Source organism: Rhodanobacter spathiphylli B39, from assembly GCF_000264295.1.
Lineage (GTDB): Bacteria > Pseudomonadota > Gammaproteobacteria > Xanthomonadales > Rhodanobacteraceae > Rhodanobacter > Rhodanobacter spathiphylli.
In genome coordinates this window covers 40,346-67,119 of sequence record NZ_AJXT01000012.1, presented here as the reverse complement: position 1 = coordinate 67,119, position 26,774 = coordinate 40,346, and the positions used below count along the sequence as shown (strand labels likewise).

Genomic DNA, 26,774 nt, shown 5'->3' with positions numbered 1-26,774 from the left:
AACTCCGGTTGACGTGACGTCGGCCCGACGTGGCTGGCGCTTCGCCGCATCGCATTCCGCCCCACGGAAACGAAACATGAGCAAGATCCTTCCCACGCCCGCCCACCGCCCGGGTGGCAAGGCCGCCGTCGTGGCCGCGCACGCGTTTCGCGAAAACAGCGCCTTGCTGGCCGAGCTGGAAACCTCGACCGGCGGGCTCGACGCCGCCCGGATCGAGGCGCGCCTGCATCGCGACGGGGCGAACGAGGTCTCGCACGAAAAGCCGCCCCACTGGACGCTGCAGCTGCTGCACGCCTTCAGGAACCCGTTCATCGTGGTGCTGCTGGTGCTGGCCGGCGTGCAGCTGTTCACCGACGGCGGCGACCTCACCGGGCCGCTGATCATTGCGGTGATGGTCGGCATCAGCGTGCTGCTGAGCTTCACCCAGGAATACCGTTCGACGCGCGCCGCCGAAAGCCTGAAGGCGATGGTGCGCAACACCGCCACGGTGACGCGGCGCGCCTCCGACGGCCACAGCGAGCAGCTCGAGGTGCCGGTGGTCGAACTGGTGGCCGGCGACATCGTGCACCTGGGTGCGGGCGACATGGTGCCTGCCGACCTGCGCCTGCTCGGCGCCAAGGACCTGTTCATCAGCCAGGCGATCCTCACCGGCGAATCGCTGCCGGTCGAGAAGTCCGCGCCCACGCCTGCCCGCGTCGATCCCGCCGACGGCGGCAATCCGCTGGACCTGGCCAGTGTCTGCTACATGGGCACCAACGTGGTCAGCGGCACCGCCACCGCCGTGGTGGTGGCCACCGGCATGCAGACCTACCTGGGCTCGCTGGCGCACAGCATGTCGGGCCAGCGCGTGCAGACCAGCTTCGATCGCGGGGTGAACTCGGTCAGCTGGCTGCTGATCCGCTTCATGCTGGTGATGGTGCCAGTGGTGATCGCGATCAACTGGATCGACAAGGGCAGCTTCCTGCAGGCCTTCCTGTTCGGCCTTTCCGTCGCGGTGGGCCTGACTCCGGAGATGCTGCCGCTGATCGTCACGGCGAACCTGTCCAAGGGTGCGCTGGCGATGTCGCGGCGCAAGGTGGTGGTGAAGCGGCTCAACGCGATCCAGAACTTCGGCGCGATGGACGTGCTGTGCACCGACAAGACCGGCACGCTGACCCTGGACAGGATCGTGCTGGAGCGCCATCTCGACCTCGACGGCGAGGAGTCGGACGAGGCACTGGAATACGGCTACCTCAACAGCCGCTTCCAGACCGGCCTGAAGAACCTGATGGACAAGGCAGTGCTGGAGCATCGCGACCTTGAGTCGGCGGCCCGGCGCTATCGGGTGATCGACGAAATCCCGTTCGACTTCCAGCGCCGGCGCATGTCGGTGGTGGTCGCCGACGGCGACGGCGAGCATGTGCTGATCTGCAAGGGCGCGGTCGAGGAGATGCTGTCGATCTGCGCATTCGCGAAAACCGGCGACATCACCGAGCCGCTGACCGACGAGCGCCGCCGCGAGATCAAGGCGATGACCCACCGCCTCAACGAGGATGGCCTGCGCGTGCTGGTGGTCGCGGTGCGGCGCGAACCCGCGCACGCGCGCCCCTACGGCGTGGCCGACGAAAGCGGTCTGGTCGCGGTTGGCTGCCTGGCCTTCCTCGATCCGCCGAAGGATTCGGCCGCCACCGCGATTCGCGCGCTCAACCAGCACGGCGTCGAGGTCAAGGTGATCACCGGCGACAACGAGGCGGTGACACGCAAGATCTGCCGCGAGGTCGGGCTCGACGTCACCCATTCGGTCGAGGGCCGCGAGATCGAGGTTCTGGACGATGCCGCACTGGACACCCTGGTGGCACGTGTCACCGTGTTCGCCAAGATGTCGCCGTTGCAGAAGGCCCGCGTGGTGCGTTCGCTGCAGCGGCTCGGCCACACCGTCGGCTTCCTCGGCGACGGCATCAACGATGCGCCGGCACTGCACGACGCCGACGTCGGCATCTCGGTGGATACCGCCACCGACATCGCCAAGGAATCGGCCGACATCATCCTGCTGGAAAAGAACCTGATGGTGCTGGAGGAGGGCGTGCTGGAAGGACGCGTCACCTTCGGCAACATCATGAAGTACATCAAGATGACCGCCAGCTCGAACTTCGGCAACGTGTTCAGCGTGCTGGTGGCCAGCGCCTTCCTGCCGTTCCTGCCGATGCTGCCGCTGCAGATCCTGGTGCAGAACCTGCTGTACGACATCTCGCAGCTGTCGATTCCGTTCGACCGCATGGACGAGGAATACCTGAGCCGGCCGCGCAAGTGGGATGCCGGCGACATCGGCCGTTTCATGGTGTGGATCGGCCCGGTCAGCTCGATCTTCGACATCACCACGTTCTGGCTGATGTGGCACGTCTTCGGCGCCAGCACGGTCGCCCACCAGTCGCTGTTCCAGTCCGGCTGGTTCATCGAGGGCCTGCTGTCGCAGACTCTGATCGTGCACATGATCCGCACCCGGCGCATCCCGTTCGTGCAAAGCATTGCCGCCGCTCCGGTGCTGGGCCTGACCCTCGCGGTCATCGTGATCGGCATGCTTATCCCGTTCAGCGCACTGGGCGCGAAGATCGGCATGGCACCCCTGCCACCGATGTATTTCGCCTGGCTGGCGCTGACCCTGGTCAGCTACTGCGTGCTCACCCAGCTGATGAAACTGATCTACATCCGACGGTACGGCCGCTGGCTATGACCCGCTCGGCGCTCCGGCCTTTTTTGTCGAAGTTCATTCTGTGCGCGATGCTCTTGCTTTGCCCGTAGCATTCAAAGCGAAAAGCTTTCGTCTGCCTATGGCAGCCGAGCCACCTTTCTCTGAGTGGCCACGCAAGAGAAAAGTGACTCGGTCGCCGAAGGCGATCGACCGCTCTGCACTTGAGCTTTTGAGTCGCATCGGTAAGGAGAAAAGTAACGTGCCCTCTGCAGGATGACGTCTGAATCCAGCAAAAGCATCGCGTGCGAAACAACCGCTCGACGACACCCCCGAATCAATCCGCGTCGCGATCATCCTCGCCAACGCGGCGCACCCCGCGCGTCGCATATCGACGCGCCACCACTGCGCACACCACCAGTTGCAGCTGATGGAAGATCATCAGCGGCAGCACCAGCGCGCCGAGGCCGCCGAGCTGGCCGGCGAACAGGATCTTGGCCATCGGGATGCCGCTGGCCATGCTCTTCTTCGAACCGCAGAAGACGATCGTGATCTCGTCCTCGCGGGAGAAGCCCAGCCGTCGTGCGGCGCAGGCCAGGATGGGCATCATCAGCGCCAGCAACAGGCCGCACATCGCCAGGGTGGACAGCAGCGCCGAGAGCGGCGTGTCGCGCCACAGGCCTTCGACCACTGCCGCGCTGAAGGCGGTGTAGACCACCAGCAGGATCGTGCCGCGGTCGGTGTAGCCGAGCACGGGCTTGTGCCGATCGATCCAGCCACCGATCCAGCGCCGCGCGCCATGGCCGAGCGCGAACGGCAGCAGCAACTGCAGCACGATGTCCAGCACGCCTTGCCACGAGGCGCCGCCGCCGCGGGTGGCCAGCAGCAGGCCGACCAGCAGCGGGGTCAGCGCGATGCCGATCAGGTTCGACATCGAGGCGCTGACCACGGCGGCCGGGACATTGCCGCCGGCGATCGAGGTGAACGCGATCGACGATTGCACGGTCGAGGGCAGCGCGCAGACGAACAGCAGACCGAGGTAGAGATCCGGCGTGAGCAGCGCGTGGCCCAATGGTCGCAGCGCCAGGCCCAGCAGCGGGAACAGCACGAAGGTGCCGGTGAATACGGTGAGGTGCAGCCGCCAGTGGCTCAGCCCCTGCATGATGGCCGAGCGTGGCAGCTTGGCGCCGTGCAGGAAGAACAGCAGCGCGATGGCCGCGTCGGTGATCCCGTCGAAGATCCGCGCCAGCTCGCCACGGCAAGGCAGCAGCGAGGCCAGCATGACGGTGGCGAGCAGGGCGAGGGTGAAAGGGTCCGGCAGCAGGCGACGCGACGACATGTCGGGTAGTCAGTCCAGCCCGCACTGGTCGCGGTGCTTCCGGCGCCACCACAGCACCAGTCCGATCAGCGCGAGAATGCCGACCAGGGCCCACAGGCTGCTCTGGCCGCGATGGATCCACTTCACCAGCCATGCATGGTTGTCGGCGCCCAGGAAGCCTAGGTAGACCCAGAACGGCACGCTGATCAGCGCGGCCACGGTGTCGATCAGCAGGAAGCGCAGGAACGACACGCGATGGGTCATGCCGGCGGTGAGGTAGATGGTGGTGCGCATGCCGGGCAGGAAGCGGGCGAAGAACAGCACGCGGTTGCCGTAGCGCTGGAACTTGTCCTGCACCTTGCAGTAGCGCGAGGGCGTGAGGATGCGCGCCACGAAACGCCACTTCAGGATGCGCGCGCCGTAATGGTGGCCCAGCAGGAAGATCGCGCAGTCGCCCAGCAGCACGCCGAACATCGCCAGGGCGACCATCACGTGGACGTTTGCATAGCCCAGCCCGGCGATCACGCCGCCGGCGACCAGGGTGATGTCTTCGGGCAGCGGCAGGCCGGCGCCACAGATCATCAGCGCGAGGAAGACGGCAACGTAGCCGTTCTCGGCAAAAATCGTGACGAGGTGTTGCAACAGATCCATCAGTAATCCCGTGCGTCCTGCGTGATCCGCCAGGACGAAGGCAGGCATGATCCCACACCCGCATGACTGCCCGTCCGCGGCGTTACGCCAAAGTGCGCGACGTGGCCGTGCCTGCGGCAGTTCACCGCAGTCACGCCGACGCCACCGGCGGGCGCACGCGGGCGGCCAGCAGTTCGCGCAGTTCGGCCTTCTCGGCGCTGTCCAGCGCGCCTTCGCGGCTCTTCGCGGTGAGCGCATCGCGGCGCTGGGTGACCGCCTGGTCTTCCATGCGCTGCAGGGCATCGAAGAATTCCGCCGCTTGGGCCTCGGCTTCGCCGACGACCGTAGCCGCCATCAGTTTCTGCAGCGACGGGTATTCGGGGCGCTCGGCGAAATGTTCCACCAGCATCGCCGGATTGATGCCGGGCCGTGCGCGCGCCAGGTCGAGCAATTCGGCCAGCAGTTCCACGCCGGGCTTGTCCAGGCGCAGGAAGCGATAGGGCTTTTCCACCTGGTCGGCCAGGCCGGGCTGGGCCAGCAACAGCGAGATTGCGCTGCGCACCAGGCTGCGCTGCACCGCGGTGGGGCGTTGCACCGCGCGGTGCGCGGCCGGGTCGGCCTGCAGCATCGCCCGCGCGCCGCTGCGCTTTTCCAGCTCCTGCGCCATCAGGTCGCGGAATGCGCCGTCGGGCAGCTTGCCGATCAGCGGACGAGCGCGCTCGGCCAGCCTGGCACGGCCGTCGAGGCTGGCCATGTCGACGTCGTGCGACAGTTCGTTGAAGAAATAGTCCGACAGCGGCATCGCTTCCCGGATGCGCTTCTCGAAGCCATCCTTGCCCTCCTTGCGCACCAGCGAGTCCGGGTCCTCGCCGTCGGGCAGGAACAGGAAGTACGCCTGGCGACCGTCGCGCAGGCGCGGCAGCGCGGATTCCAGCGCCTTCCACGCGGCGGCGCGGCCGGCGCGGTCGCCGTCGAAGCAGAACACCACGTCCGGCGCGGCACGGAACAGCACCTCGGTGTGTTCCGGCGTGGTCGCCGTGCCCAGCGTGGCCACCGCAATCGGCAGCCCGGCCTGGTGCAGCGCGATCACGTCCATGTAGCCCTCGACCACCACGATGCGGGCCAGGCTCTGGTTGGCCTGCTTCACCTGCCACAGCGCGAAGAGTTCGCGGCCCTTGTGGAACAGCGGGGTCTCGGGCGAGTTGAGGTATTTCGGAGATTGTTCGGAGCTCAGGACGCGGCCGCCGAACGCGATCACCCTGCCGCGGCGGTCGAGGATCGGGAACATCAGTCGCTCGCGGAAGCGGTCGTACTTGCTGCCGCGCTCGCTGGAGGCGACCATGCCGGCCTCGTTCAGCAGCTCCATCCGGCGCGGCGTGTTGCCCAGCGCCTTGATCACGCCGTCGTAGCCGGCCGGTGCCCAGCCGAGGCGGAAACGCCTGATCGTCTCGGCGTCCAGTCCGCGCTTCTTGCAATAGGCCTGGGCATCGCCGCTGCGCGGCAGCTCGCCTTCGTACCAGCCGGCGGCGGCATCCAGCAGCGCGTAGAGATCGGTCTTGTCCTCGCGGGGCGCCGCTTCGCGGCCGCCTTCGCGGGGCACGGTCAGGCCCACCGTCTGCGCCAGCTCCTCGACGGCGTCGGGAAACTCCAGCCGGTCGTAGTCCATCAGGAACTTGATCGCGCTGCCGTGCACGCCGCAACCGAAGCAGTGGAAGAACTGCTTGGCCGGGCTGACGTAGAACGACGGCGAGCGCTCGTTGTGGAACGGACAGCATGCCGTCCACTCGCGTCCGGCCTTCTTCAACGGCACCCGCCGCTCGATCACGTCGACGATATCGACGCGGGCAAGCAGTTCATCGATGAAGCTGTCGGGGATCAGGCCACGCATAAGCGGCCTAGTTTAGTCGGTCGGCGCCCCCGCCGCGTCCGCGGACTGCGCTAATCTCGGCCGGGGTCTCAACGGGAATGTGACGACGATGGCTGGATGGCTGTTCCGCCCGGCGGCCGCCTCCGACGTGGAGGCGGCGGTGCCGCTGATCCACAGCTCGGGGCCGGCGGCCTTCGACTATGTTTTCGCGGTGCCGGGCGTGGGTGATGCGCAGGCCTTCCTGCGGCGGGCCTTCGTCGACGGCGCGGGCGAGTTTGGCTGGCGCAACCACGTGGTGGGCGAGCGTGATGGTGTGGTGGTGGCGGTCGGGGCGGGCTACGGCGGCGACACCAAGTGGCCGTTCACCCTGGCGGCGGCGCGGCAGATCGTGCGCCATTTCGGCTGGCGTCATGCGCCCGGGGTGATCGGGCGTGGCCTGCGCACGGAATCGGTGATCCCGCCGCCGGCCGGTGACCTGTATTACCTGGGGCATCTGGGTGTGAGCCCGGCCCTGCGCGGCAAGGGTGCGGGCACCGCCCTGGTCGCCCACCTGCTGGCGCAGCGGCCGGCGGCTGCGCTCGGCCCCGTCGTGCTGGACGTGGCCGTGACCAATCCCGATGCCCAGCGCCTCTATCAGCGGCTGGGGTTCGTGGTGACCGCCGAGCGCCCATCGAAGCTGGCCAATCCGCAGGGCCTCGTGCCGGGCCACCGGCGCATGCAATGGCAGGCACCGGCGGAGCACGACTAGAGGATGTGGAAGACGCCGATCACCGCCAGCAAGGCCAGCAGGAACAGGATCACGAAGCAGGCGAACAGCACCTTGGCGATGGTCGCGCTGGCGCCCGACACGCCACCGAAGCCGAGCCAGCCGGTGACCAGCGAGATGATGGCGAAAATGATGGCCCACTTCAGCATGACGATCTCCTGCAACGGTTGTGCGGTGGGATTCCACCGCCTCGGCACGCTTTGTAACGTGAGTGGCGTGAAGCCGATGCATCACGCCGCTTGCCCGCGCCGTCTGGCCGCGGCAAGCTGCCGGGCCAGCCGGGAGTGACGAATCGTGGTGATCAACGCGGTGATGATGGTGATGCAGCGGAAGATTGTCCGCGCCTTCGAACGGGCGGCGGCGACCACGCCCGCCACCGCGTGCCGCCCGGAACAGCTGGGCCTGAAACAGGGCGTGGCCTGGTATCCGCTGGTGCAGCACGCGGTGCTGCGCTGCCCCGGCGAGGGGCGTTATTTCCTGGACGTGGCGAACTGGCAGCGGCTGCGCCGACGTCGCCAGCGCGTGGCGCTGGTGGTGCTGGCGATCCTGCTCGGCCTGCTGGCGTTGATGGTGCTGTTGCGACAGGGCTGAGGCAGCGCATGCCGCGAACGGAGATCAGCCGGCCAGGCGGCTCTTGATGCGGCCCGACACCACGCCCATGTCGGCGCGGCCGGCGGCCTTCTCCTTCACCGCAGCCACCACCTTGCCCATGTCGCGCGGCGAGCTGGCCCCGGTTTCGGCGATGGCAGCGGTGATCAGCGCGTCGATCTCGGCCTCGTCCAGCTTGGTGGGCAGATAGGTCTCGATCACCACCATCTCGGCGCGCTCGATCGCCGACAGGTCGTCGCGACCGGCCGCGTCGAACTGGCTGACCGAGTCCTTGCGCTGCTTCATCATCTTCTCGAGCGTGGCCAGCACCTGGACGTCGTCGAGTTCGATCCGCTCATCGACCTCGCGCTGCTTGATCGCGGCCAGCATCAGCCGGATCACGCCCAGCTGGTGCTTTTCGCCGGCGCGCATGGCGTTCTTCATGTCTTCGGTGAGCTGCTGCTTGAGCGTCATGGACGGGGCCTTATGGGATGAATGGACCATTCTACGGAAACGACAAAGCCGGCGTTGCCCCTGGGGACAACACCGGCCATGTCGTATCGGCTGTGCCTGCGGTGGCTGCGAGCGGCTCTCGTCGAAGAGCTGGCGCCGACCGTGTTTCCGGGTGCGCAGCGCCGGGGCGCCGCATGACCTGCCGGGCGACAGGTCGGGAAACTCAGTACAGGCGAACCTTGCGCGAAACGTCGCGCGACAGACGGCGCAGGTGACGCTTCACGGCGGCAGCGCGCTTGCGCTTGCGTTCCTGGGTCGGCTTCTCGTAGAACTCGCGCTTGCGCGTTTCGGCCAGGACGCCGGCCTTTTCGCAGGTACGCTTGAAACGACGCAGTGCGATCTCGAACGGCTCGTTCTCGCGAACTTTTACGTTGGGCATGGAAACTCCGGGTGGTAATCTGCCTGCTCTTGCAGGACAGTGGAATGTGGTGAGCCGGGAATTATACCGTGCATGAAGAAGAATTTTCAAAGGCCGGGCCGATGAAGCCGATTCTGGGCATCGAGAGCTCCTGCGACGAGACCGGCGTGGCGCTGTTGCGCTGGCAGCCTGACGCGCCCGGGAAGGGCCTGCTGGCCCATGCGCTGTACAGCCAGATCAAGCTGCATGCCGATTACGGCGGCGTGGTGCCGGAGCTGGCCAGCCGCGACCACGTGCGCAAGCTGGTGCCGCTGATCCGCGAGGCGCTGGCCGAGGCCGGGCTGACCGTGCAGGACCTGGGCGGGGTCGCCTACACCGCCGGGCCGGGCCTGGTCGGCGCCCTGCTGGTCGGCGCGTCGCTGGGCCGGGCGCTGGCCTGGGCACTGGGCGTGCCCGCGATCGGGGTGCATCACATGGAAGGCCACCTGCTGGCGCCGCTGCTGGAGGAAAACCCGCCGGAGCCGCCGTTCGTGGCCTTGCTGGTATCCGGCGGCCATTCGCTGCTGGTCGAGGTGAAGGCGATCGGCCAGTACACGATCCTGGGCGACACCCTGGATGACGCGGCCGGCGAGGCGTTCGACAAGACCGCCAAGCTGATGGGGCTGCCATATCCGGGCGGCCCGGCGCTGGCGAAACTGGCCGAGCAGGGCAGTGCCGGCGCGTACCGCTTCTCCCGCCCGATGACCGACCGGCCCGGACTGGATTTCAGCTTTTCCGGCCTGAAGACCCAGGTGCTGCTGGCCTGGCAGAAATCCGACCAGAGCGAACAGACCCGCGCCGACATCGCCCGTGCCTTCCAGGAGGCGATCGTCGACACGCTGATCATCAAGTGCCGCCGCGCCCTGGAAGCCAGCGGCGCGCGCCGGCTGGTGATCGCCGGCGGCGTGGGCGCGAACCGGCATCTGCGCAGCGAACTGGCCAGGGCCGGCGAGAAGGACGGCTTCCGGGCGTATTTCCCGCGGCTGGATTTCTGCACCGACAACGGCGCAATGATCGCGCTGGCCGGCGCGATCCGCCTGGCCAGCGGCCAGCACCAGGACGAAACCATCCAGGTTCGCCCCCGCTGGGATCTGCAGACGCTGCCGGCGGCATAGCGCGGCATGGCGACGGGCGGCTACCGCCTTTTTGCCGTCATTCCCGCGAAAGCGGGAATCCATCTTGATGTTTCGGCACGGTGGAAGATGGATGACCAGCTTCGCTGTTGACAAAGCGCATCCCGCTTTCGCGGGAACGGCGGCTGTTGAAACGTGGCATCCGGCGGCGACTCACCACTGCGTGCGCCCCGGCAACAGCCCCTTCAGTTCCGCTTCGGTGAGGTTGCGCCACTGGCCGGGTTTCAGGTGGGCCAGCTTGACGTTGTCGATGCGCACGCGGCGCAGCTGGGTCACCCGGTAGCCGAACGCGGCGGCCATCAGCCGGATCTGGCGGTTGAGGCCCTGGGTCAGCACGATCGAGAAGCCGAACTTGGCGATCCGGCGCACGCGGCAACGCTGGGTCATCTGGCCGTGGATGCGCACGCCCTTGCTCATGCCGGCCAGGAATTCGTCGGTCACCGCCTTGTTCACGCCGACCAGATACTCCTTCTCGTGGTGGTTCTCCGCGCGGAGGATCTCGTTGACGATGTCGCCGTTGCTGGTCAGCAGGATCAGCCCCTCGGAATCCTTGTCCAGCCGGCCGATCGGAAAGATCCGCTGCGGATGGTCGATGAAGTCCACGATGTTGCCGTCCACGCCCTGGTCGGTGGTGCAGGTGATTCCGACCGGCTTGTTCAGCGCGATGTAGATCGCCTTCTTCGCGCCCGGCGTGGCGGCCAGCACGCGCGCCTTGACGATCTCGCCATCGACGCGTACCTCGTCGCCCTCCAGCGCCTTGGCGCCGGTGGAGACGACTTCGCCGTTGATGCTGACCCGGCCGGCCAGCAGCAACTCGTCCGCCTCGCGGCGCGAACACAGGCCGGCTTCGCTGATGTACTTGTTGACGCGCATAGGGCAGGAGTGAGGGTGGAGGAGTGAGAAATGAGAGAGAGCCAGGGCGATCCTGCGACTCACGCAAATGTACAGGGCGGCGATTCGGGAAAGCGGAGCGAGAGGTGGAAGTGAGCGGAGGTGCCGTTCTCTCGCTTCTCACTCCTCCCTACTCACTTCTCGCTCTACGACCTCAGCCCCACGCCGCGCTTGAGCAACTGCAGCGCGGCGATGGTCAGCCCGGCGATGAACACCAGCATCACCGCGAACGCACCGCCCACCGACACGTCGCTGATGCCGAGCACGCCGTAGCGGAACGCATTGACCATGTACAGGATCGGGTTGGCGTGGGAGATGGCGCGCCACGGTTCGCCCAGCATGTTGATCGAATAGAACACGCCGCCGAGGTAGGTCAGCGGGGTGATCACGAAGGTCGGCACCAGCGCGATGTCGTCGAACTTGCTCGCGAATACCGCATTGATGAAGCCGGCCAGCGCGAAGATGACCGCGCCCAGGGTGACTGCAGCCAGCGCCACCAGCGGATGCGCCACGTGCAGCGAGGTGAAGAACAGCGCCACCAGCAGCACCAGCGCGCCGACCACCAGGGCGCGTGCCACCGCGCCGATCACGTAGCCGTAGAGGATCGCCCAGTTGGCCATCGGCGACACCAGCATTTCTTCCACCGAGCGCTGGAACTTGGCGCCGTAGAACGAGCTGGAAATGTTCATGTAGCTGTTGTTGATGACGCTCATCATCACCAGCCCCGGCACGATGTACTGCATGTAGCTGAAGCCGCCCTCGACGATGCCGATGCGGCTGCCGATCAGCTTGCCGAAGATGATGAAGTACAGCGTCATCGTGATGATGGGCGGGATCAGCGTCTGCGTCCAGATGCGCACGATCCGCACGATTTCGCGGCGCGCCACGGTGTACAGCGCGACCAGGTTGGTCGAGGCGTTCATGCCGTTTTCTCCCGGGCCGGCGCACGGCCTTGCTCGACCAGCCGCACGAACAGCTCCTCCAGCCGGTTGGTCTTGGTGCGCATCGAGTTCACCGTGATGCCGCCGGCGGTCAGCGCGCCGAACAGTGCGTTGAGGTTCTGCGTGCGCGCCATTTCCGCCTCCAGCGTGCGCTCGTCGATGCGGCGGAAGCCGATGCCGTCCAGTCGCGGCAGCTCGGGTGGCACCTCGCTGACGTCGAGCACGAAGGTCTCCACGTCCAGCGTGGCCAGCAGGCGTTTCATGCTGGTGTTCTCGATGATGGTGCCGTGGTCGATGATCGCGATGTTGCGGCACAGCGACTCGGCTTCCTCCAGGTAATGCGTGGTCAGGATCACCGTGGTGCCGGCCGCGTTGATCGCGCTGACGAACTGCCACATCGAGCGGCGGATCTCGATGTCGACGCCGGCGGTGGGCTCGTCCAGGATCAGCAGCTTCGGCTCGTTCATCATCGCGCGGGCAATCATCAGCCGCCGCTTCATGCCGCCGGACATCTCGCGCGCCTGGTAGAAGGCCTTGTCCCACAGCCGCAGTTCCTTCAGGTACTTTTCCGCGCGCTCCGCAGCGAGCTTGCGCGGGATGCCGTAGAAACCCGCCTCGTTGACGCAGATGTCGAACGGCTTTTCGAACTGGTTGAAGTTGATCTCCTGCGGCACCAGCCCGATCAGCTTCATCGCCTCGCTGCGCTGATTGTTCACCGACACGCCGAACACCTGGGCGTCACCGTCGGTGGCGTTCACCAGCGACGACAGGATGCCGATCAGGGTCGACTTGCCGGCGCCATTGGGGCCGAGCAGGGCGAAGAAATCGCCGGGCTGCACGGTCAGGCTGATGCCTTTCAGCGCTTCGACGCCATTGCGATAGGTTTTGCGCAGATTGTCGACGACAAGTGCGGGTGCCGTGGGGCGGATTTCCGGGGACATGGGCTGCACCGAGGGGGTTAGCCCTTATTATAGCGGGCCAAGCCGCACCGCCCGAGCCTGTCTGGCGGCACACACTGTTTCCGCACGTACCGTTTCAGGGATGCCATGGCCGATCATTTCCAGCTCCGTCTTGTCGACAGCGTCATGCTGGCGCCCACCGTGCGCCACCTGGTGTTCGAGCGCGTCGACGGCCAGCCGCTGGCCTTCCAGCCCGGCCAGTTCCTGCAGGTGCATTTCCACTACGACGACGGCACCGCGACCAAGCGCAGTTATTCGGTGGGCAGCGTCGGCGACGGCAGCTCGCCGAGCGCACTGACGGAAGTCGGGCGCATCGAGATCGCGGTGAGCTACGTGGAAGGCGGCGCGGCGACGAAACTGCTGGGCGAGCTGCCGCACGGTGGCGTGATCGACGCCAGCGGCCCGTACGGCCGCTTCTGCCTGCAGGAAGCGGACACCCATCCGCGCTACCTGCTGCTGGCCACCGGCACCGGCGTCACCCCGTACCGCGCCATGTTGCCGCAGATTGAAAAGTTGCTGGCCGCCGGTGATCGCGAAGTGGTGCTGCTGTATGGCGCCCGCAACGAAACCGAGCTGCTCTACGGCGAAGAGTTCGAGGCCTTCGCGCAAACCCACCCCGGCTTTCACTTCCACGGCTGCCTCAGCCGCGAAGCCCGCGCCGTGCCCCGCAGCGGCGACCGCAGCGGCCACGTGCAACACGTGCTGGCCGAACTCGGCCCCCACGCCGACCGGGACATCGCCTACCTGTGCGGCAACCCGAACATGGTCGACGCGGCGTTTGCGGCGCTGCAGGAATTCGGCCTGCCGGTGAAGCAGATCCGGCGCGAGAAGTACATTTCGTCGCGGTGAAGCTATCGCCAGGCGTTCGGCACGTCCGGTTACAGGATGATCACGCGGAAGGTCACCGAGAAGTTCGGCGCGGTCGCACCGCTCTTGCCGGCCATGATGCCCTGCGGGGCGATCTTCAACGCCTTCACGTTGGCATCGGCACCGCTGCCGTCGTTGGCTGGGGTGTAGGTCCATGGCCCTGCGCTGCCCACACTGGAGTAGCTCACGTTGGCTGGCGCAAGCGTCAGGCCGCTGTTGGGCGTGCCGTCGGCGAAGGCGACACTGCCCAGCACGAACTTGGTGTTCGCCGGCAGCGGGTCGGTGATCACCAGGCTGTTGTTGTCCGCAGGACCCACGCCGTTGTTGCTGACGTTGATGGTGTATTGCACTGCCGCGCCAGGAAGGGAGTGCATTGCCTTGCCCGCGGGTACCGAACAACTCGCGGGATTGCCGGCTGTGGTGCAGTAGGTGGGATCAGTCGCCACGGTGACTGATTTCATCACCAGCAGGTTGGGCTGCGGAAGCGCCACCTCGAACAGGCCGATGCGAGTATGCGTGACGGTACCCTCGAAACCCTCGATGCCCGTGACAGCTGCATGCCAGGTGCCCGTCTTTGCGCCGCTTGGCACCGTGTAGTCGTACTCAAAGATCCTTGTCGCGCCGCTCGTGGCCGAATCGACCCGGGTCATGTTCACGCCGTTTACAGGAGTCGCATTGTTGGGGTCGGTGAGAGTCAGTGTTGCGTTGGTGATGTCGTACTGGCCAAAGGGGTCGCTGATGACGGCACGCACATAGACGTGATCGGCGGGGAGATAGCTTGCTTTGGTCGCGGTGGAACTGTACGCAGCAGAGTAGATGGAGATGCTGTCGACGTTGATGACCGTCGTGGTGTAGACGGAAACCGTACTGATACCTTGGCCGCCGGTCTTCTGGGAAACAGCGATTGATTCGTTGGCGAACCAGCTGCTATAGCCATTATTGGTGATTCGCAGGTTCAAGCCGCTTCCCGCGGCAATGGTTTGTGCCGAGATCGGTATCTGGAACGTATAGACTGCATTGCCATTGGCAACGCTTTCAGTGTCGCTTGCTATCGTGCTGGTGCCGTTCAGCAGTGTGGCGACGACGCTTCGACCGTCGTATGTATAGTCACCAGTGGCGGCGATGACCAATCGCACAGTAACCGTTTGTGCAGGAAGGACTAGCGTCTTGCCGGAGGCAATGGCGGGAGTCAGAGTCCACGTGGCTGTATCGCCCCCACCATCAATTCCCTTGCGCGAACCAGTCGTACTGTTTGATGTTTGCTGGGTACGGGTAAGGGTGCCCGCATCTTGCACATAGAGAATCTTGTTGCCGGTGGACGGCGGTGCCACCAATGTTTTGGAGACGACTACGGTGGGTGCAGCGGGCGTTGAACCGGTGCCGTTGGGATTGTTTACCGTCGCGCTGTTGTCGATGGTGAACCCCGGAGCATCGCTGCCGGACACGGTGACGTCGTAGACGATGGTGACGCTGCCGTTGGCTGGCACGCTGATGCCGCTCACGCTGACCTTGCCGGTGCCGTTGGCCCCGCCGCTGCTGGTGCTGCCATTGCTGCTGCCAGCGGGCGTGCTGATCACGCTCAGACCGCCGACGCCGGCCGGCATGTCGTCGCTGACGCTGACGCCGCTGGCGACGGCGACGGTGTTGTTGATCAGGGTGATCGTGTAGCGCAGCGTGTCGCCGGGATTGGTGTCGCCGCCGTTGGTATCCAGCACGGTCTTGGTCGAGGTGGATAGGTCCGAGCGGATGACGGTGACGATGTCGGTGCTGCTGTTGTTGGCCTTGCTGTAGTCACCGAGGGTGGTGACCGTGGCGGTATTGCTTATGCTGGCAGGCGCGTTGCCGGCCACGGCCACGTTCAGCGTGATCGGCGGCAAGTCGGCACCGCTGGCCAGCGTACTGGGGTTGCTGCACGTCACGGTCTGGCCGGTGGCGCTGCACGTCCAGCCGGTGCCGCTCGCAGACACATAGCTCAATTCCGCGGGCAGCGTGTCAGTGACGGTAGTGGCGGCCGAGGTCGCATACGCGCTGTAGTTGTGTACCGCCAGCTTGTAGCTGCCATTGGTGCCGGTGGCGAAATTGCCGACGTGGGACTTGGTGATGCCCAGATCGGGGCCGACGAACTTCACGCCGAAGAGTGCGCCTTGCAGGCCGCCGGCGGTCAGCACGGCCGTGACGGTCGACGGACTGCCCGCACTCGCGAACGCATAGCTGCCGACCGTGCCGGCGGCGCCGGATTCGGTCACGGTGGCGGTTCCCACGCCACTCAGATTGGGGTACAGGCCTGAGCCGCTATAGGGGATGCTTGCCAGCAAGGCCCACGGACTTCCGCTGGTGGTGAAGCTCAGCGATTCGTTGTTGTTGGTCGATTCGCCATCCGCTGCCACGAAGGCAAACGGCGCGGGGCCACCGGAAGTATCGACGGTAATGCTGCTGAGACTGAGCGTGACCGTGCTTCCATCGGTGGCCGTGTAGAGCACCGGTTGGCCGGGGATGCCGGCAAAAGTCGCGTTGTTGCCGAAGGCTGCACCCGACCATGACGGCACGCCTACGCGATTCAACGCGGCGTTCGACTTCAGGGTGAAACGCATCACGGCGCCGTTCGACAGCGTGACGACGAAGGGCTGACCAGCACTACTGCGCGCGGTGCTGTCGACGTAGCTGCTGAAATCGATCCAGCAATAAGACTGGTAGTCGGCCGGTGCGGTGCCCTGGGTGGTCGCAGCCGCGCAGGTGGTATCGACAGCAAGCGCTGGAGTCAGCGCCAGCCAGCCGGCCAGCAGCAACAGCATCAGTCCGATCTTGCGCAACCGATGGCTTGGCCGTGCATCGGCCGGGGTGGCCCCGGCATGGCGCTGGCGGATCGTTTCGGTACGCACGGGAAGCGATGTCATCGGCCCATTCCTTCTGCCATGGCCTTCACCGTATCCTGATCGAACTTGAAGCGGAAGCGCAGGAACATGCCTTTCGCGGTGTAGTGCGCGGCGGTGAAGTCCTGGTCGTAATAGCCCTTGAAGTTGTAGCCGACGCTGAGCCACATGTTGGTGCCCACGTCCCAGCCGGTTTCCAGGCCGAGGCTGGTGCTGGATACGCCGGAGCGGTACGAGTGCATGCGGCTGGCGATCACGCCCACGTCCCAGCGCGCGGACACGTCGTAGCGGAACTCGCTGCCGATCAGGTCGGTGTAGCCGGCGTAGCTGCCGCTGTCGAACTTGTAGCGCGCGTACTTCGAGCCGTAGTAGATCGACCACTGCGAATGGTCGCCGCGGTAGTTGGCCTGCAGGTTGTTGACCAGCTTGGCGGTCTGCTGGTTGATGCCGAACGTGCCGGAGCTGCCAAGCGCGCCGGCCAGTTGTTGCGGGCTCTGCTGGCTGGCGGCGATGCCGGTGCTGCCCTGCTGCAGGAACGGTGACACGGACAGGCCCTGCTGGTTGTTCCAGCTCAGGTCGAGTTGCTCCAGCAGCGACCAGCGACCGTCGTCCGGGCGATGCGCGAAGCTGAAACGCAAGGTCGCATTGCTGGACTTGCCGCCGGGACTGAAGCGGCTGTCGAACGCCTGCAAGGTGCTGGAGAACGCGTTGCCGGCGGACAGGTCGCGGTAGAAACCGCCCATCAGGCCCAGCCGCTTTTCGCTGGTCGAATGCAGCGATTCGACGCGGCTGGTCCACGACCAGTCCTTCTGGCGCCAAGTGCTGCCGACGAACATCGAGGTGAAGTCCTCGGTGGCCGAGCTGGCGATCGACGGCGTGGCCGCGTTGAGTGCACCGGGCACGGGAACTGCTTCGCCATCGGTGGTCGTGCCGGTGGTCGGTGCATCCGGACGGTGCAGCGACTTCACCTGGTTCAGGCCGGCGCTGAGCGTGAGTGACTTGCTGACCTGCCAGCCCTGGGTCAGCCCGGAGGTGGAGAACGTGCGCGGGCCGTACTCGGTCATCTGCTGGCCGATCGAATTGGTCAGCTGCGCGCGCTGCCACGGCGTGGCGCGCACGCCCAGCTCGGTCATCCGGCTGTACTGCTGCTGCGCACCGTCGTTGAACTGCTGGTTGACGAACAGCGTCGCCGCGTCGGTCATCTTGTAGTCGACGCCGAGCAGGGTGCTGGCCGGATAGGCCGGGTCGTTCCCGCTCACGTTCTGGCTGGTGATGCCGTGCAGGGTGACCTTGTTGTCGAAGATGCCGGTGCTGCCACCGAGATAGACCTGATCGGCGCTGCCGCTGCCGTAGCTGCCCAAACCGTTGCCGAGCTGGCCATTGCCGAGGATGCCGCTGGTGACGCCGCCGTTGTTCGCGTCGGCCACCGTCGCGCCGGCCTGCGGGTAGTCGTCGCCGACGTGGCGTACGCCCATCGTCAGCGCGTGGTTGCCGGACTGGTAATGCGCGCCTGCGTCGGCCACGGTGCGCGTGCTGGCCAGTTGCAGTGATTGCTCGCGATAGGCTTCCATCTGCAACGACCAGTGCTGGTTCAGCAGGTAGCGGGCGTTGCCACCGGACTTGCGCGTGCCACCCTGGCCCAGCGACTGCTGGCCCAGGCCAAAACCCACGCCGAGCTGGCGCAGGTAGAGCTCGCTTTCCAGCCGCTTGCCATGGTTCTGCAGGGTCACCAGGTAGGCCGTGCCGGAACCTTGCGCGGTGCCGGAGGTGCTGGCGCCGGACACGTTGTTGAAACCGGTCAGCAGGTTGGCGGTGCCGGCCGCCGACGAGGTATGCGACACCTCGGCCTTCAGCTCGCTGGTGCGGGTCAGCTTCACCCGCAGGTCGGCGCCGCCCAGCCGGTTGCTGCCGGTGTCGGCGCCCTCGTTGACCATGGTCACGCCCAGCTCCAGCCGGTCGCCGGCAGCCTTCACCGCCACCCGGCCGCCGGCGGTGATCGACTGGTCGCCGGCGCGCATCACCTCGTACTCGGCCACGATGTAGACCGGATTCATGTTCTCGTCGAAGCCGGGCACCGGCTGCTTGAAGAACAGCGCGCCGCTGTAATAGTCCAGCGTGTAGTCGAGGTAGCTGCTCAGCTGCTGCGTGCTGATCACGCGCTCGTTGTGGTAACGGTCGCGCGTCTCCAGGCGAATGCGCTCGGAGTTCAGCAGGATCTGCTGGTGCGCCAGGTGGTACAGGCCCGAGGTGCCGTTGCCCTGGATCTCGTCGTGCACATAGGACTGCGCGTTGCGCGCGGCGAACGCGGTGTAGCCCAGGTGCGTGCTTTCGTAGGCGCTCTGCACGCCGTTGAAGCGACGGTCGTAACGCGACAGCTCGGTGACGTTGAGGTTGGTGTCGAAGTCGCCGAACATCGCGTAGAACTGGCCGCGTTCGATCTTCAGGTACAGCTTGCTGGCGCTGGATGCGTCATAGCCCTGTTCGGCGGCGTCGCCGTACAGCATGAAGTACTGGTTCGGATCGACGCTCTGCTGCAGGCCGTTGAGCGTGGCGCGATCGGCGCCGCTGGCCTTGGCCGAATCGTAGGCGGCGGTGAGCAGGTACTGGCCCTTGATCATGCCCTTGGCGTACAGCGCGATGCGGCCGTCCTGGAACAGGTCGCGGTTCGGATCGTTGCCTGACACGTTCTCGATATGCCCGCGCACGCCGTTGAACGCGGCGGTGCCGTTGGCCAAGCCGACCAGGATCCAGTCGCGCTTGCCCGGCTGCATCCACGCGCGCAGGTCCTGGCGGGTGTCGTTCTGCAGCGGAATGCTCACCATGACCTGGCCCGACACGGTGGTCGGCGCCAGTTCCAGATACGCGATGCCGTCATCGGCGACGGTGTACTTCGGTTCGCGCGGCGCGATCGCCAGCAGCTGGTTGTCCTGCAGTTCCTGCTGGCTCTGGTACGGCTGGTACGGCGACTGCAGCGTGTAGCGGCCGGTCATGCCGCGACGCACCGGATAGCCCCAGCGGTCGAACAGGCGGATGGCCACGCGGGGGCGGCTCTTGCCGTCGGCGACCAGGCTGGATTTTTCCGGCGCCAGCTCGGCGCGCACCGGCACGCCGGAGTAGTGCACGCGGTGCTCCACGCTTTGCACCACCTTGTCGCCTTCCATGATGTCCGCGAGCAGGATGTTGTCGCCTTCCACCAGCGGCACGCCCAGCCATTCGCTGGCGGCAACGGTGTGGTCCTCATTGAGCCGGGTGCCGGAGAAGTTGCGCGACGACACCGGCGTGCCGTTCACCGACAGGCGCACCTGCTGCTTCGGGCCATGCCTGACCGCCACCTTGATGCTGGGCACGGACGGCGAATAGCTGCTGTCGGGCCAGATGAACCCGGCCCGCGATCCGGCGCTTTCCACTTGCTGCATGTTCAACTGGAAGTGGTCAGCCAGAGCGTCACCATCCGCGCTTTTGTCGTCCGGTACGGTCTGCGTCGTCGCGGCTTTCGCGGCGGACGGGGCCAGGCCCAGCGTGGTGACCTGTTGCAGTTCGGAGCGGGCGGCGCCGCGCGCCGGGAGCGTCACCGAGGCCGGCGGCGTGTGCTGGTGGGCGGCCCCGGGCGTATCGAAATTGGTCAGTGCCTGGGTGACCCGCGTGGCGGTGGCACCGGCCTTCGACTGCAGATCGAAGCTCAGCTTGCCCTGCCATCCGGCGGCACGGTCGCCGAGGCGGAATACCAGGGCACCATCCATCACGTCGGGCGCGGCGGACGCGTGGCCGTCGAGCCGGACCGAGCCATCGACGTAGCGTGCACCAGCCGGTACCAGCACGGTGGCGCTCAGCTTGCTCACCGGCACCTGTGCGACCGCCAATGTCAGCGTGTTGTGGATCAGCGCGCCGTCAGCCTGCTGTGCCAGCTGCACGGCGACATGGCCGCTCGGCGGCGGCAGCCGGCGGACGTGGAAGTCGGCGCGCCACAGCGCGCCACCATGCAGCTCGATGAATTGGGAATAGCTGCGCCCGGCGAAGCGCGTGTTGCGTTCGCAGTCGTCGGTCGCGTAACCCTGCGGCAGGCTGTCGGTGTCCAGCTGCACCACGTGGGTGCCGTTCTTCACCGCCTGGAAGTGGAAGCGGCCATCCTTGTCGGAGACCACGTAGCTGCCGTCTTCCATCAGCACGCGCGCGCCGGCCAGGCCTTCGCGTGAATCGCAGCCGACCAGCACGCGGCCGATCAGCGTGTTCACGTCCTGCATCAGCTCGTCGCGGATCTCCACCTGGGCGGTGGCGATGTTCGAGGCGGTGCCACCATCGGCGAGGCCTTGCGCGCGGTTGATCGATGCGCCCAGCGGCGTGGCGGCGGTGACTTCGGTGACGTAGGTCAGCTGCAGCTGGCTGGACTTGTCGATGTCGCCCAGGTCGAACTGCAGCTGCTGGCCGTTCGCGGCGATCCGCGGGTCGGCGGCCTTGCCCGTGCCGATGCGCGCCGATCCCTTCACGTAGCGGAAGCCCTGCGGCAAGGTGTCGACCAGACGCACAGCCTGCGCCACGCCCACCTTGTCGCTGTTCTCCACCGCCACGGTGAACTGGATCATGTCGCCTACAGCAGCGACATTCACCGAGGCGGTCTTCTGCACGAACAGGCTGCTGGAAACCGGGTCCAGCGGAATGTCGAAGCCGATCGGCTGCGCGCTGGCCAGGGTGAAGGTCTGCTCGAACGAGGCCGGCCCCAGTACATACGGAGCGCCGGCCAGCTGCTGCAGGGTGGATTGCGTGGCCCTCGACGCGTAGCGATAGCCGGCCGGCGGCACCACCTGCAGGCGGTAGCGACCCGCGGGCACCTGCGGCAGCAGGAACGCGCCGGCGGAGGCGCTGTAGGTGGCACCGGAGCTGTCGGTGGCGCTCTGTCCGGAGGTCACGCTCGACGGGAAGCTGCTGACGCCGTCGCGGCCGGTGACATGGGCCACGGCGATGCCGGTGTCCGCGTCGACCAGGGTGATCTTCGCGCCATTGACGCGCGCGCCGGTGGTGGCGTCGAACACCACGTTGTACGGGCTCACCAGCGCCTGCGTGGCGGCGGTGTCGCTGGCGTCGGCGATGTCGGTGTAGTGCAGTTCCAGATGCTGGTTCGGCTGCAGGCTCAGCGCGCAGGTCGAGCCGGCATCGCTGCTGCTGGGCACGTAGCCGGTGAAGACGCCACTGTCCGGACCGTTCTCGGTCAGGCGCACGGTCAGCGACTGGCTGGTGCCGACGACCGCCACGGTGGCCAGTATCGTTTCGCGCGCCAGCGGGTTGAGGTTCTGGTCGTGGTCGGTGATCTGCACGAACACCGGATCGCCCGGGTAGTAGATCTGCGCCGGACCCAGCGGCTGCGCGCTGTTCGGATCCAGCGTGGTGCCCTGCGCCGATGACGGTGCCGGCAGGGCGTTGAAGGTGGCGCCGCCATCGCGGCTGCACTGGGTCGGACCGATCAGCGCGGTGGCGGAGCCCTGTGCGTAGGCCAGGAACGCTGCGCTCGACGGCGTGCGTGCGCCGGTCACGGTCGTGGCCTGGGTGGTGATCAGCGAAAACGTGGGTGCTTCGTTCAGTCCGGCGGAGCCGACCGGACCCTGCCAGGTGAGCGTCGCCTGGTTGTTGATGATGGTGCCCGGCGGCGTGGGCGTGGCCGCCCACGCGACCGGCAGTGCCGACAGGGCGAGGCCGGCCAGCAGCCACGCCTTGCCAAAACGTCCTGCCCGGCCCTTGCGGGGGGAAGAGGCTTTGGCAAGGCGGGTCGATGCGGAAACTTCCTGCATCAACCGCGACTTGTCCATGCATTCATCGTGCGTACCTGCGTGCTGCAGGCGCAGGAACGCGTCGCGCACGGGTCGTTGCCGACCCGTGCGCGAGCGCAGTCCTGAAATCCTGAGCAGAGTGTGGAACACGGTGCGATCAGTCCGCCGTTACTGGATGGTGACGCGGAACTTGGCGGTCGCTACCTGACCTGCCGTCAGATCGATGCCGGCGGCCGAGACCTTGTGGGTCGTGCTGTCGTAGGCGCAGGTGTCACCGTCGGTGGCGTCGGTGCAACCAGTGGCGGCGCCGCCATTCAAGTTGGGTGCGGTCAACACGATCGAGCCGGCGTTGTAAGCCAGGTGGCCGTTGGCGATTTCGGTGCTCAGATCATCGGAAACGGCGACGCTGCTCGCGGTCGCGCCCGAGCCGGCGGCATTGGTCACCGTGATGGTGTATTCCACGACGGCACCCGGAATCGCATGCGGCGCGGAAGAGCCGGTCGGATCGCTGATCACCGCCGAGGTCTTCGCGATCGTCAGCGAGGCACTCTTCACCAGATAGGTGTCGAGATCCGAAGCGGCGCCGTCGAACGCCGCGCCGTCACCGGTGGCCGGATGGGCCGACGCCGCTTCCGCGAAAATGTTCTGCACGGTGCCGGGGGTCCAGGCAGCGAGGTGATCGTCGCTGGCGAGGGCGGTGCCGGAGCCCGCGGTGCCGACCTTGGCGAGCAGGCCAACCACGGCCACCTGGCTATCGGTTGCCGTGGCGGGAATCGTGGCCACCACGAACACGGTCTTTGCCCCGGCGCTACCGACGGCGAGGTTGCTCAACACGGTGATGGGAAGGTCCGTGCCCGGGTTGTAGACGCCGTTGTTGTTGGTATCCGCGTAAACCGCGGAGGTGGCGATCGCCAGGTTGGAGTTGGCGGGCGTGCCAAACGGATTGGCCGTGCCCGACGCCATGTTCACGGCCGACAGAACCGCGTCCTGCGCCTGGTTGCCGTTGTTCTGGACCTTGAACGTGGTGACGGCAGTGGTGCTGCCCGGCTGCGTGTTGAGCACGACCATGGAGCCGTCCTGCTTGATGACGCTGAGGACGAGCTTCGCGTCGACCTTGAATGTCACGGTGTTGCTGCTGATGGGCGTCTGGTCGACCGTACCGACCTTGTACGCCACCGTGGCGGTATTGCTGACATCCGTGCCGGCGGCGGTGGTGGCTGCATTCGCCGCCATCGACCCCAGCCCAAGCAGCGCGCCGACCAGCAAGGTCGATGCGAGCCTGGCTCGATTGAGATGTTTCATGGGTGTTTCCTCTGTAAAGGTTTTTCAGGACTGTTGATCCGCTGGCCGTGCGGATCGGCGTCGCCATGCCTGGCTGGCCGTGTTGCCGGGACACCGGTTCTTGCGCCGTTGGCCCGTGTCGCTTGCGTGTTTTCGGCACGCACTTGTCGCTGCGGCCAGACACGTCGTGTCTGGCCGGCTCTAACTTGCAGTGCGTGAACACCCCGAGCCGTGCGGGTTTGCCCCGTCGGCGGTTACGTCACAACGCCATGCTCCCCGAGTAACCGGGCCTGCTCGGCCCGGTCAGCAAAACCTGTGAACTGATCCTTCTGTCATGTCATTGCCGTGCCGCAGACTCCCGAGTTACTGCAGCACCGCACGGAAACTCACCGAACCCCTCGCGCCAGGCGCGACCTTGCCGTTCACCACCCAGCGGACATGGGTGCAATCCTTTTCGGTGGCCGGGCGCATGCTGCCGTCGGCGTTCTTCACCGACAGCTGCGCCAGCGTGCCAGCCCACGTCTTGCCGCCATCGGCCGAGTAGCTGATGGTGGTGTTCGTGCCGCTTGCCGAGTTCGCCACGTAGTCCATGTGGGCGGGCACCGGGTTGTTGATCACCACGTCGTCCGCCGGCTTGGCGCCGACGTTCTGGTAGTTGATGGTGTAGGTGACTTCCGTGCCGGGCACCACGCGTGCAGCCGGCACCATTTCGGTGTGCTTGCTGCCGTCCTTTTCCACGGTGACCTTCTGCTGGGTGGCCACCGACTGCAGCTCGATGCTGCCGCTGGCCGGCGCTGCCTGCAGCGCAAATGCGGCAAGCAGGCCAAACACAAGAACGGGAATGCGGATCGATTTCATGCTCTTGACCTCAATTGATCGTGACTTCGAAAGTGATGGTGTGCGGACTGGCCGAGCCGGGTACGTTGCCCAGCCGGACGGAGATGGCGTTGGTGGCGGTGATGTTGAAATCGCCGGCGTCGCTGTCGGTGTTGCTGTCGCCCAGCGAGGCGCTGTCCAGGGTCAGGCTGCCTGGCACGTAGGTGGTGTGTTCGGGCATCGGGTTCGTCACGACCAGATTGCGGCCGATGGCGCTGCCGCCGTCGGCCGTGACGATGAGGGTGTAGAGGATGTGCGAGCCGGAAGTCGCCACGCTGCCACCGGACTTGTCCGTTACCCGCTGCGTCGAGGTGAACTGGTAGCTGACACTGCTTGCCTGGTAGGTGCCATTGGATGACGAGCTGCCGCTGCTCATGCCGACCACCACGTTCATGCCCGGGATGCCGGCAGACGGCTTCGCGCTCCCCGGAGTGCCGCTGAAGGTGTTCGAGGTGGCAGCCAGTCTGACTTGCGCGAACGTGCCGTCATTCGCCGTGGCAGGCAGGGCACAAAGGACAAAAACGTCCATGTGGTCGCCGGCGGCGAGCACCGGATCATTGCTGCCGGGCACGTATTCGGGGTCGTTGGCCGAACGGATGCCGTTGTGGTCCTGGTCGAGAAACAACTGGCACTGGTCGACCGCGAAGTCGCTGCCACTGGCGGGCAGGGCGGTCGGCACCAGCTTGTAGCTGTCATTGCCGTTGCCGGGATTGGTCACCCGGAACAGTAGGGTCTGCGCAGCCGATCCGGCCGCCGCCTGGACCGGCTTGGCGTCCTGCCAGGTCGTCGTCACGTCGACCAGCTGGTCGACCACGAAGCTCGTGCTGGCCGTGCCGGTGAGCGTGGAGCCGCCCTGCACGTAACTCATCGTCACGGTGTTGTGTATCGGGGTACCCGCAGCTGCGCTTGCCGCCGATGCCGCAGTGGCGAACGCCGAGCCGAGCAGGAGCATGGCCGCCAGCAAGCATTTGCCGGCCTGGCCGGCAAACCGGACACGCAGGCCCGCCGGAGAAGAAGTGCTCCGGTGATCGGCCATGTGGTGTTCCGCTTGCGTCACGATCAGAAATCCCTCGGCAGACTTGTTATGAGAGGCGGCGTTGGTACCAAAGCAAGACATATGCCAATATCAGGAATTCGCCCGACATCGCTTTCGCTGCGCCACCACCACGGCACGGCTTTTGACACTCAAACCCCCTGTCACACTCGCCGGCGGGCATCTTATTACTTTTTTTTCACAATTTATGAACGCAAAGAGCTCTTTTGGAAATGAGGTTTGCGTCACAAACGCTGAAATTGGGTCACCGGGACTCAGCGGTCGCCGCGGTGGCGCCCGTCTCCCGGTGTGCCGGGCGGCGGCAGGATCGGTACCTGCGCGTATCCTGCGGGTGGCGGACGTGGCCGTGCGGGGCCACTCAGTAGGTGACGGAGACCGTGATGGTGTCGCTGTAATCGCCCGCCGACGGGGTGGCCTGCGGCGGAACCCGGCCGTTCACGGCGCGGTTCTGCACGAGGCCGTTGCCCGTGCGACTGACCGTATCGACACCTGGCGTATCGCCCCAGCGATTGGTGCGGGCAGCGTTTCGGTACAACTCATACCGGATATAGCCACCGGGCCCCTGCATCCGGCGCGTGCTGCCGATGGCATGCAGGCCGTTGTCCAGGCCGATCTTGTAGGCAGTGCCGTTGACGCATTGCACGTGGACGCGGGAGGTGCCATCCACATTGCTGGACAGCAAGCCCGCCACCTGGCCGAAATCGAGGGGGTCCGCCGTGACCGTGCAGGTCGGGGGAACTGTCGCGCTGACCAGGAAGCCGGAAAAGGCGCTGACATCGGCGCCGGCCGAGCTGCAGGTGCCCGGTGAGGGCGTGGTACTGGCGCTGCCGGTGATTTTCAGATCGGCCGGGCTGAAGGTGGCGTTGAAGGTGCCGTCGCCGGCATTTGCCTGGCTGCCCGGCGTGCGGGCGTAGATCGTGACGGCGCCGGCCGTTGTCGTGGGCGGTGTGCCATTGGCGTGGCCAAACGCCCAGAAATTCACGCTGACCGGAGGCGTGGACGGAGTATCAATCGAACCCCATGGCTGGCTGCGCGCGCTGTCACGGTACAACTGGAAGACCAGCAGGCCATTGGCGCCGGCCATCTGTCGCAAACCGCCCGGACTCAAGCCCTGGGGGCCGGTGCCGATATTGAGACACAGCGTGATGTAGTAATTCGTCGGCGTGGAGTTGGTGCAGCTGTAGTTGACCTGCGCCTGGCTGTCGCTGGCGGTCGCCGAAGTCGGGTCGATGGTGCCGAAACTGATCCCGCCGGGGATGCTTGCCTGACAGAGGACGTCGTCTGCCCGGGCTGGGCGCGGCCACAGCAGCACGGCGGACACCAGCAGCAGCAACAGCCATGGCGCCAGCCCCGGATGAAACCAGCAAGGCCCGCGGGGATTTTCGCTGGCGATCATGGG

Annotated in this window: 20 protein-coding genes; 5 read left to right on the top strand and 15 right to left on the bottom strand. The window is 66.2% G+C overall.

The features are described 5' to 3' along the window. The first annotated feature begins 76 nt into the window (after positions 1–76). Positions 77–2,710, top strand: a complete 2,634-nt coding sequence (gene mgtA, locus UU7_RS06965) for a magnesium-translocating P-type ATPase (RefSeq protein ID WP_007806719.1) — start codon at positions 77–79, stop codon at positions 2,708–2,710. Between the two features lie 292 nt (positions 2,711–3,002). On the opposite strand, the gene UU7_RS06960 is transcribed toward mgtA, so the two are convergent. The 3 genes from UU7_RS06960 to dnaG all read right to left on the bottom strand — a co-directional run bounded on the left by UU7_RS06960 (position 3,003) and on the right by dnaG (position 6,501). Further along, the gene (locus UU7_RS06960; protein WP_007806718.1) at positions 3,003–4,004 is read right to left on the bottom strand and encodes a bile acid:sodium symporter family protein; all 1,002 of its coding nucleotides are present in this window, start codon (positions 4,002–4,004) and stop codon (positions 3,003–3,005) included. A gap of 9 nt (positions 4,005–4,013) precedes the next feature. Continuing rightward, on the bottom strand, positions 4,014–4,634 hold the full coding sequence (locus UU7_RS06955) for a DedA family protein (RefSeq protein ID WP_007806717.1): 621 nt from the start codon (positions 4,632–4,634) through the stop codon (positions 4,014–4,016). A 130-nt stretch (positions 4,635–4,764) separates the two neighbouring features. After that, complete coding sequence (gene dnaG, locus UU7_RS06950) at positions 4,765–6,501, bottom strand: DNA primase (RefSeq protein ID WP_007806716.1); 1,737 nt, start codon at positions 6,499–6,501, stop codon at positions 4,765–4,767. Between the two features lie 88 nt (positions 6,502–6,589). On the opposite strand from dnaG, the gene UU7_RS06945 reads away from it, so the two are divergent. Further along, a complete protein-coding gene (locus UU7_RS06945; protein ID WP_007806715.1) occupies positions 6,590–7,228 on the top strand; it encodes a GNAT family N-acetyltransferase in 639 nt (212 codons plus the stop codon). Here UU7_RS06945 and UU7_RS06940 read toward each other — a convergent pair. Continuing rightward, positions 7,225–7,395 (bottom strand): DUF1328 domain-containing protein, encoded by a 171-nt coding sequence (locus UU7_RS06940; RefSeq protein WP_040673033.1) that lies wholly within the window; start codon positions 7,393–7,395, stop codon positions 7,225–7,227. The genes UU7_RS06945 and UU7_RS06940 overlap by 4 nt on opposite strands. A gap of 145 nt (positions 7,396–7,540) precedes the next feature. Here UU7_RS06940 and UU7_RS06935 point away from each other — a divergent pair, with 145 nt between their 5' ends. Then, positions 7,541–7,837, top strand: coding sequence for a hypothetical protein (locus tag UU7_RS06935; RefSeq protein WP_007806713.1), 297 nt, complete (start codon positions 7,541–7,543; stop codon positions 7,835–7,837). Positions 7,838–7,861: 24 nt separating this feature from the next. On the opposite strand, the gene UU7_RS06930 is transcribed toward UU7_RS06935, so the two are convergent. Together UU7_RS06930 and rpsU are read right to left on the bottom strand one after the other, a co-directional pair. Continuing rightward, the gene (locus UU7_RS06930; protein WP_007806711.1) at positions 7,862–8,308 is read right to left on the bottom strand and encodes a GatB/YqeY domain-containing protein; all 447 of its coding nucleotides are present in this window, start codon (positions 8,306–8,308) and stop codon (positions 7,862–7,864) included. 202 nt (positions 8,309–8,510) lie between these two features. Further along, entirely contained in the window at positions 8,511–8,726 is a 216-nt protein-coding gene (gene rpsU / locus UU7_RS06925; protein WP_007081639.1) for a 30S ribosomal protein S21, read from the bottom strand. A 101-nt stretch (positions 8,727–8,827) separates the two neighbouring features. On the opposite strand from rpsU, the gene tsaD reads away from it, so the two are divergent. Then, entirely contained in the window at positions 8,828–9,859 is a 1,032-nt protein-coding gene (gene tsaD / locus UU7_RS06920) for a tRNA (adenosine(37)-N6)-threonylcarbamoyltransferase complex transferase subunit TsaD (RefSeq protein ID WP_007806709.1), read from the top strand. Positions 9,860–10,030: 171 nt separating this feature from the next. Here tsaD and UU7_RS06915 read toward each other — a convergent pair whose 3' ends face one another. The 3 genes from UU7_RS06915 to UU7_RS06905 form a co-directional block, all read right to left on the bottom strand. Next, positions 10,031–10,750: a pseudouridine synthase gene (locus UU7_RS06915; protein ID WP_007806707.1), complete on the bottom strand. Its 720-nt coding sequence runs from the start codon at positions 10,748–10,750 to the stop codon at positions 10,031–10,033. Positions 10,751–10,914: 164 nt separating this feature from the next. Beyond that, positions 10,915–11,691: an ABC transporter permease gene (locus UU7_RS06910; protein WP_007806705.1), complete on the bottom strand. Its 777-nt coding sequence runs from the start codon at positions 11,689–11,691 to the stop codon at positions 10,915–10,917. Further along, positions 11,688–12,650, bottom strand: coding sequence for an ABC transporter ATP-binding protein (locus tag UU7_RS06905; protein WP_007806702.1), 963 nt, complete (start codon positions 12,648–12,650; stop codon positions 11,688–11,690). The genes UU7_RS06910 and UU7_RS06905 overlap by 4 nt, the downstream gene beginning before the upstream one ends. A gap of 105 nt (positions 12,651–12,755) precedes the next feature. Between UU7_RS06905 and UU7_RS06900 the strand changes: the two genes are divergently transcribed. Continuing rightward, entirely contained in the window at positions 12,756–13,517 is a 762-nt protein-coding gene (locus tag UU7_RS06900; protein WP_007806699.1) for a ferredoxin--NADP reductase, read from the top strand. Positions 13,518–13,546: 29 nt separating this feature from the next. Here UU7_RS06900 and UU7_RS17370 read toward each other — a convergent pair whose 3' ends face one another. From UU7_RS17370 to UU7_RS06870, 6 genes are all read right to left on the bottom strand, one after another. Further along, positions 13,547–16,429, bottom strand: a complete 2,883-nt coding sequence (locus tag UU7_RS17370) for a beta strand repeat-containing protein (protein ID WP_007806698.1) — start codon at positions 16,427–16,429, stop codon at positions 13,547–13,549. Beyond that, positions 16,426–22,254, bottom strand: a complete 5,829-nt coding sequence (locus UU7_RS06890) for a DUF11 domain-containing protein (protein ID WP_007806697.1) — start codon at positions 22,252–22,254, stop codon at positions 16,426–16,428. Before UU7_RS06890 ends, UU7_RS17370 begins: the two co-directional genes overlap by 4 nt. 78 nt (positions 22,255–22,332) lie before the next feature. Further along, positions 22,333–23,466 carry a hypothetical protein gene (locus tag UU7_RS06885; RefSeq protein WP_007806695.1) on the bottom strand — a complete coding sequence of 378 codons (1,134 nt, stop codon included), beginning with the start codon at positions 23,464–23,466 and terminating at the stop codon, positions 22,333–22,335. A gap of 342 nt (positions 23,467–23,808) precedes the next feature. Next, positions 23,809–24,303, bottom strand: coding sequence for a DUF11 domain-containing protein (locus UU7_RS06880; protein ID WP_083845953.1), 495 nt, complete (start codon positions 24,301–24,303; stop codon positions 23,809–23,811). A 10-nt stretch (positions 24,304–24,313) separates the two neighbouring features. Beyond that, positions 24,314–25,357: a hypothetical protein gene (locus UU7_RS06875; protein WP_007806692.1), complete on the bottom strand. Its 1,044-nt coding sequence runs from the start codon at positions 25,355–25,357 to the stop codon at positions 24,314–24,316. Positions 25,358–25,733: 376 nt separating this feature from the next. Then, positions 25,734–26,771 (bottom strand): Csu type fimbrial protein, encoded by a 1,038-nt coding sequence (locus UU7_RS06870; protein WP_007806691.1) that lies wholly within the window; start codon positions 26,769–26,771, stop codon positions 25,734–25,736. Positions 26,772–26,774 lie beyond the last annotated feature (3 nt).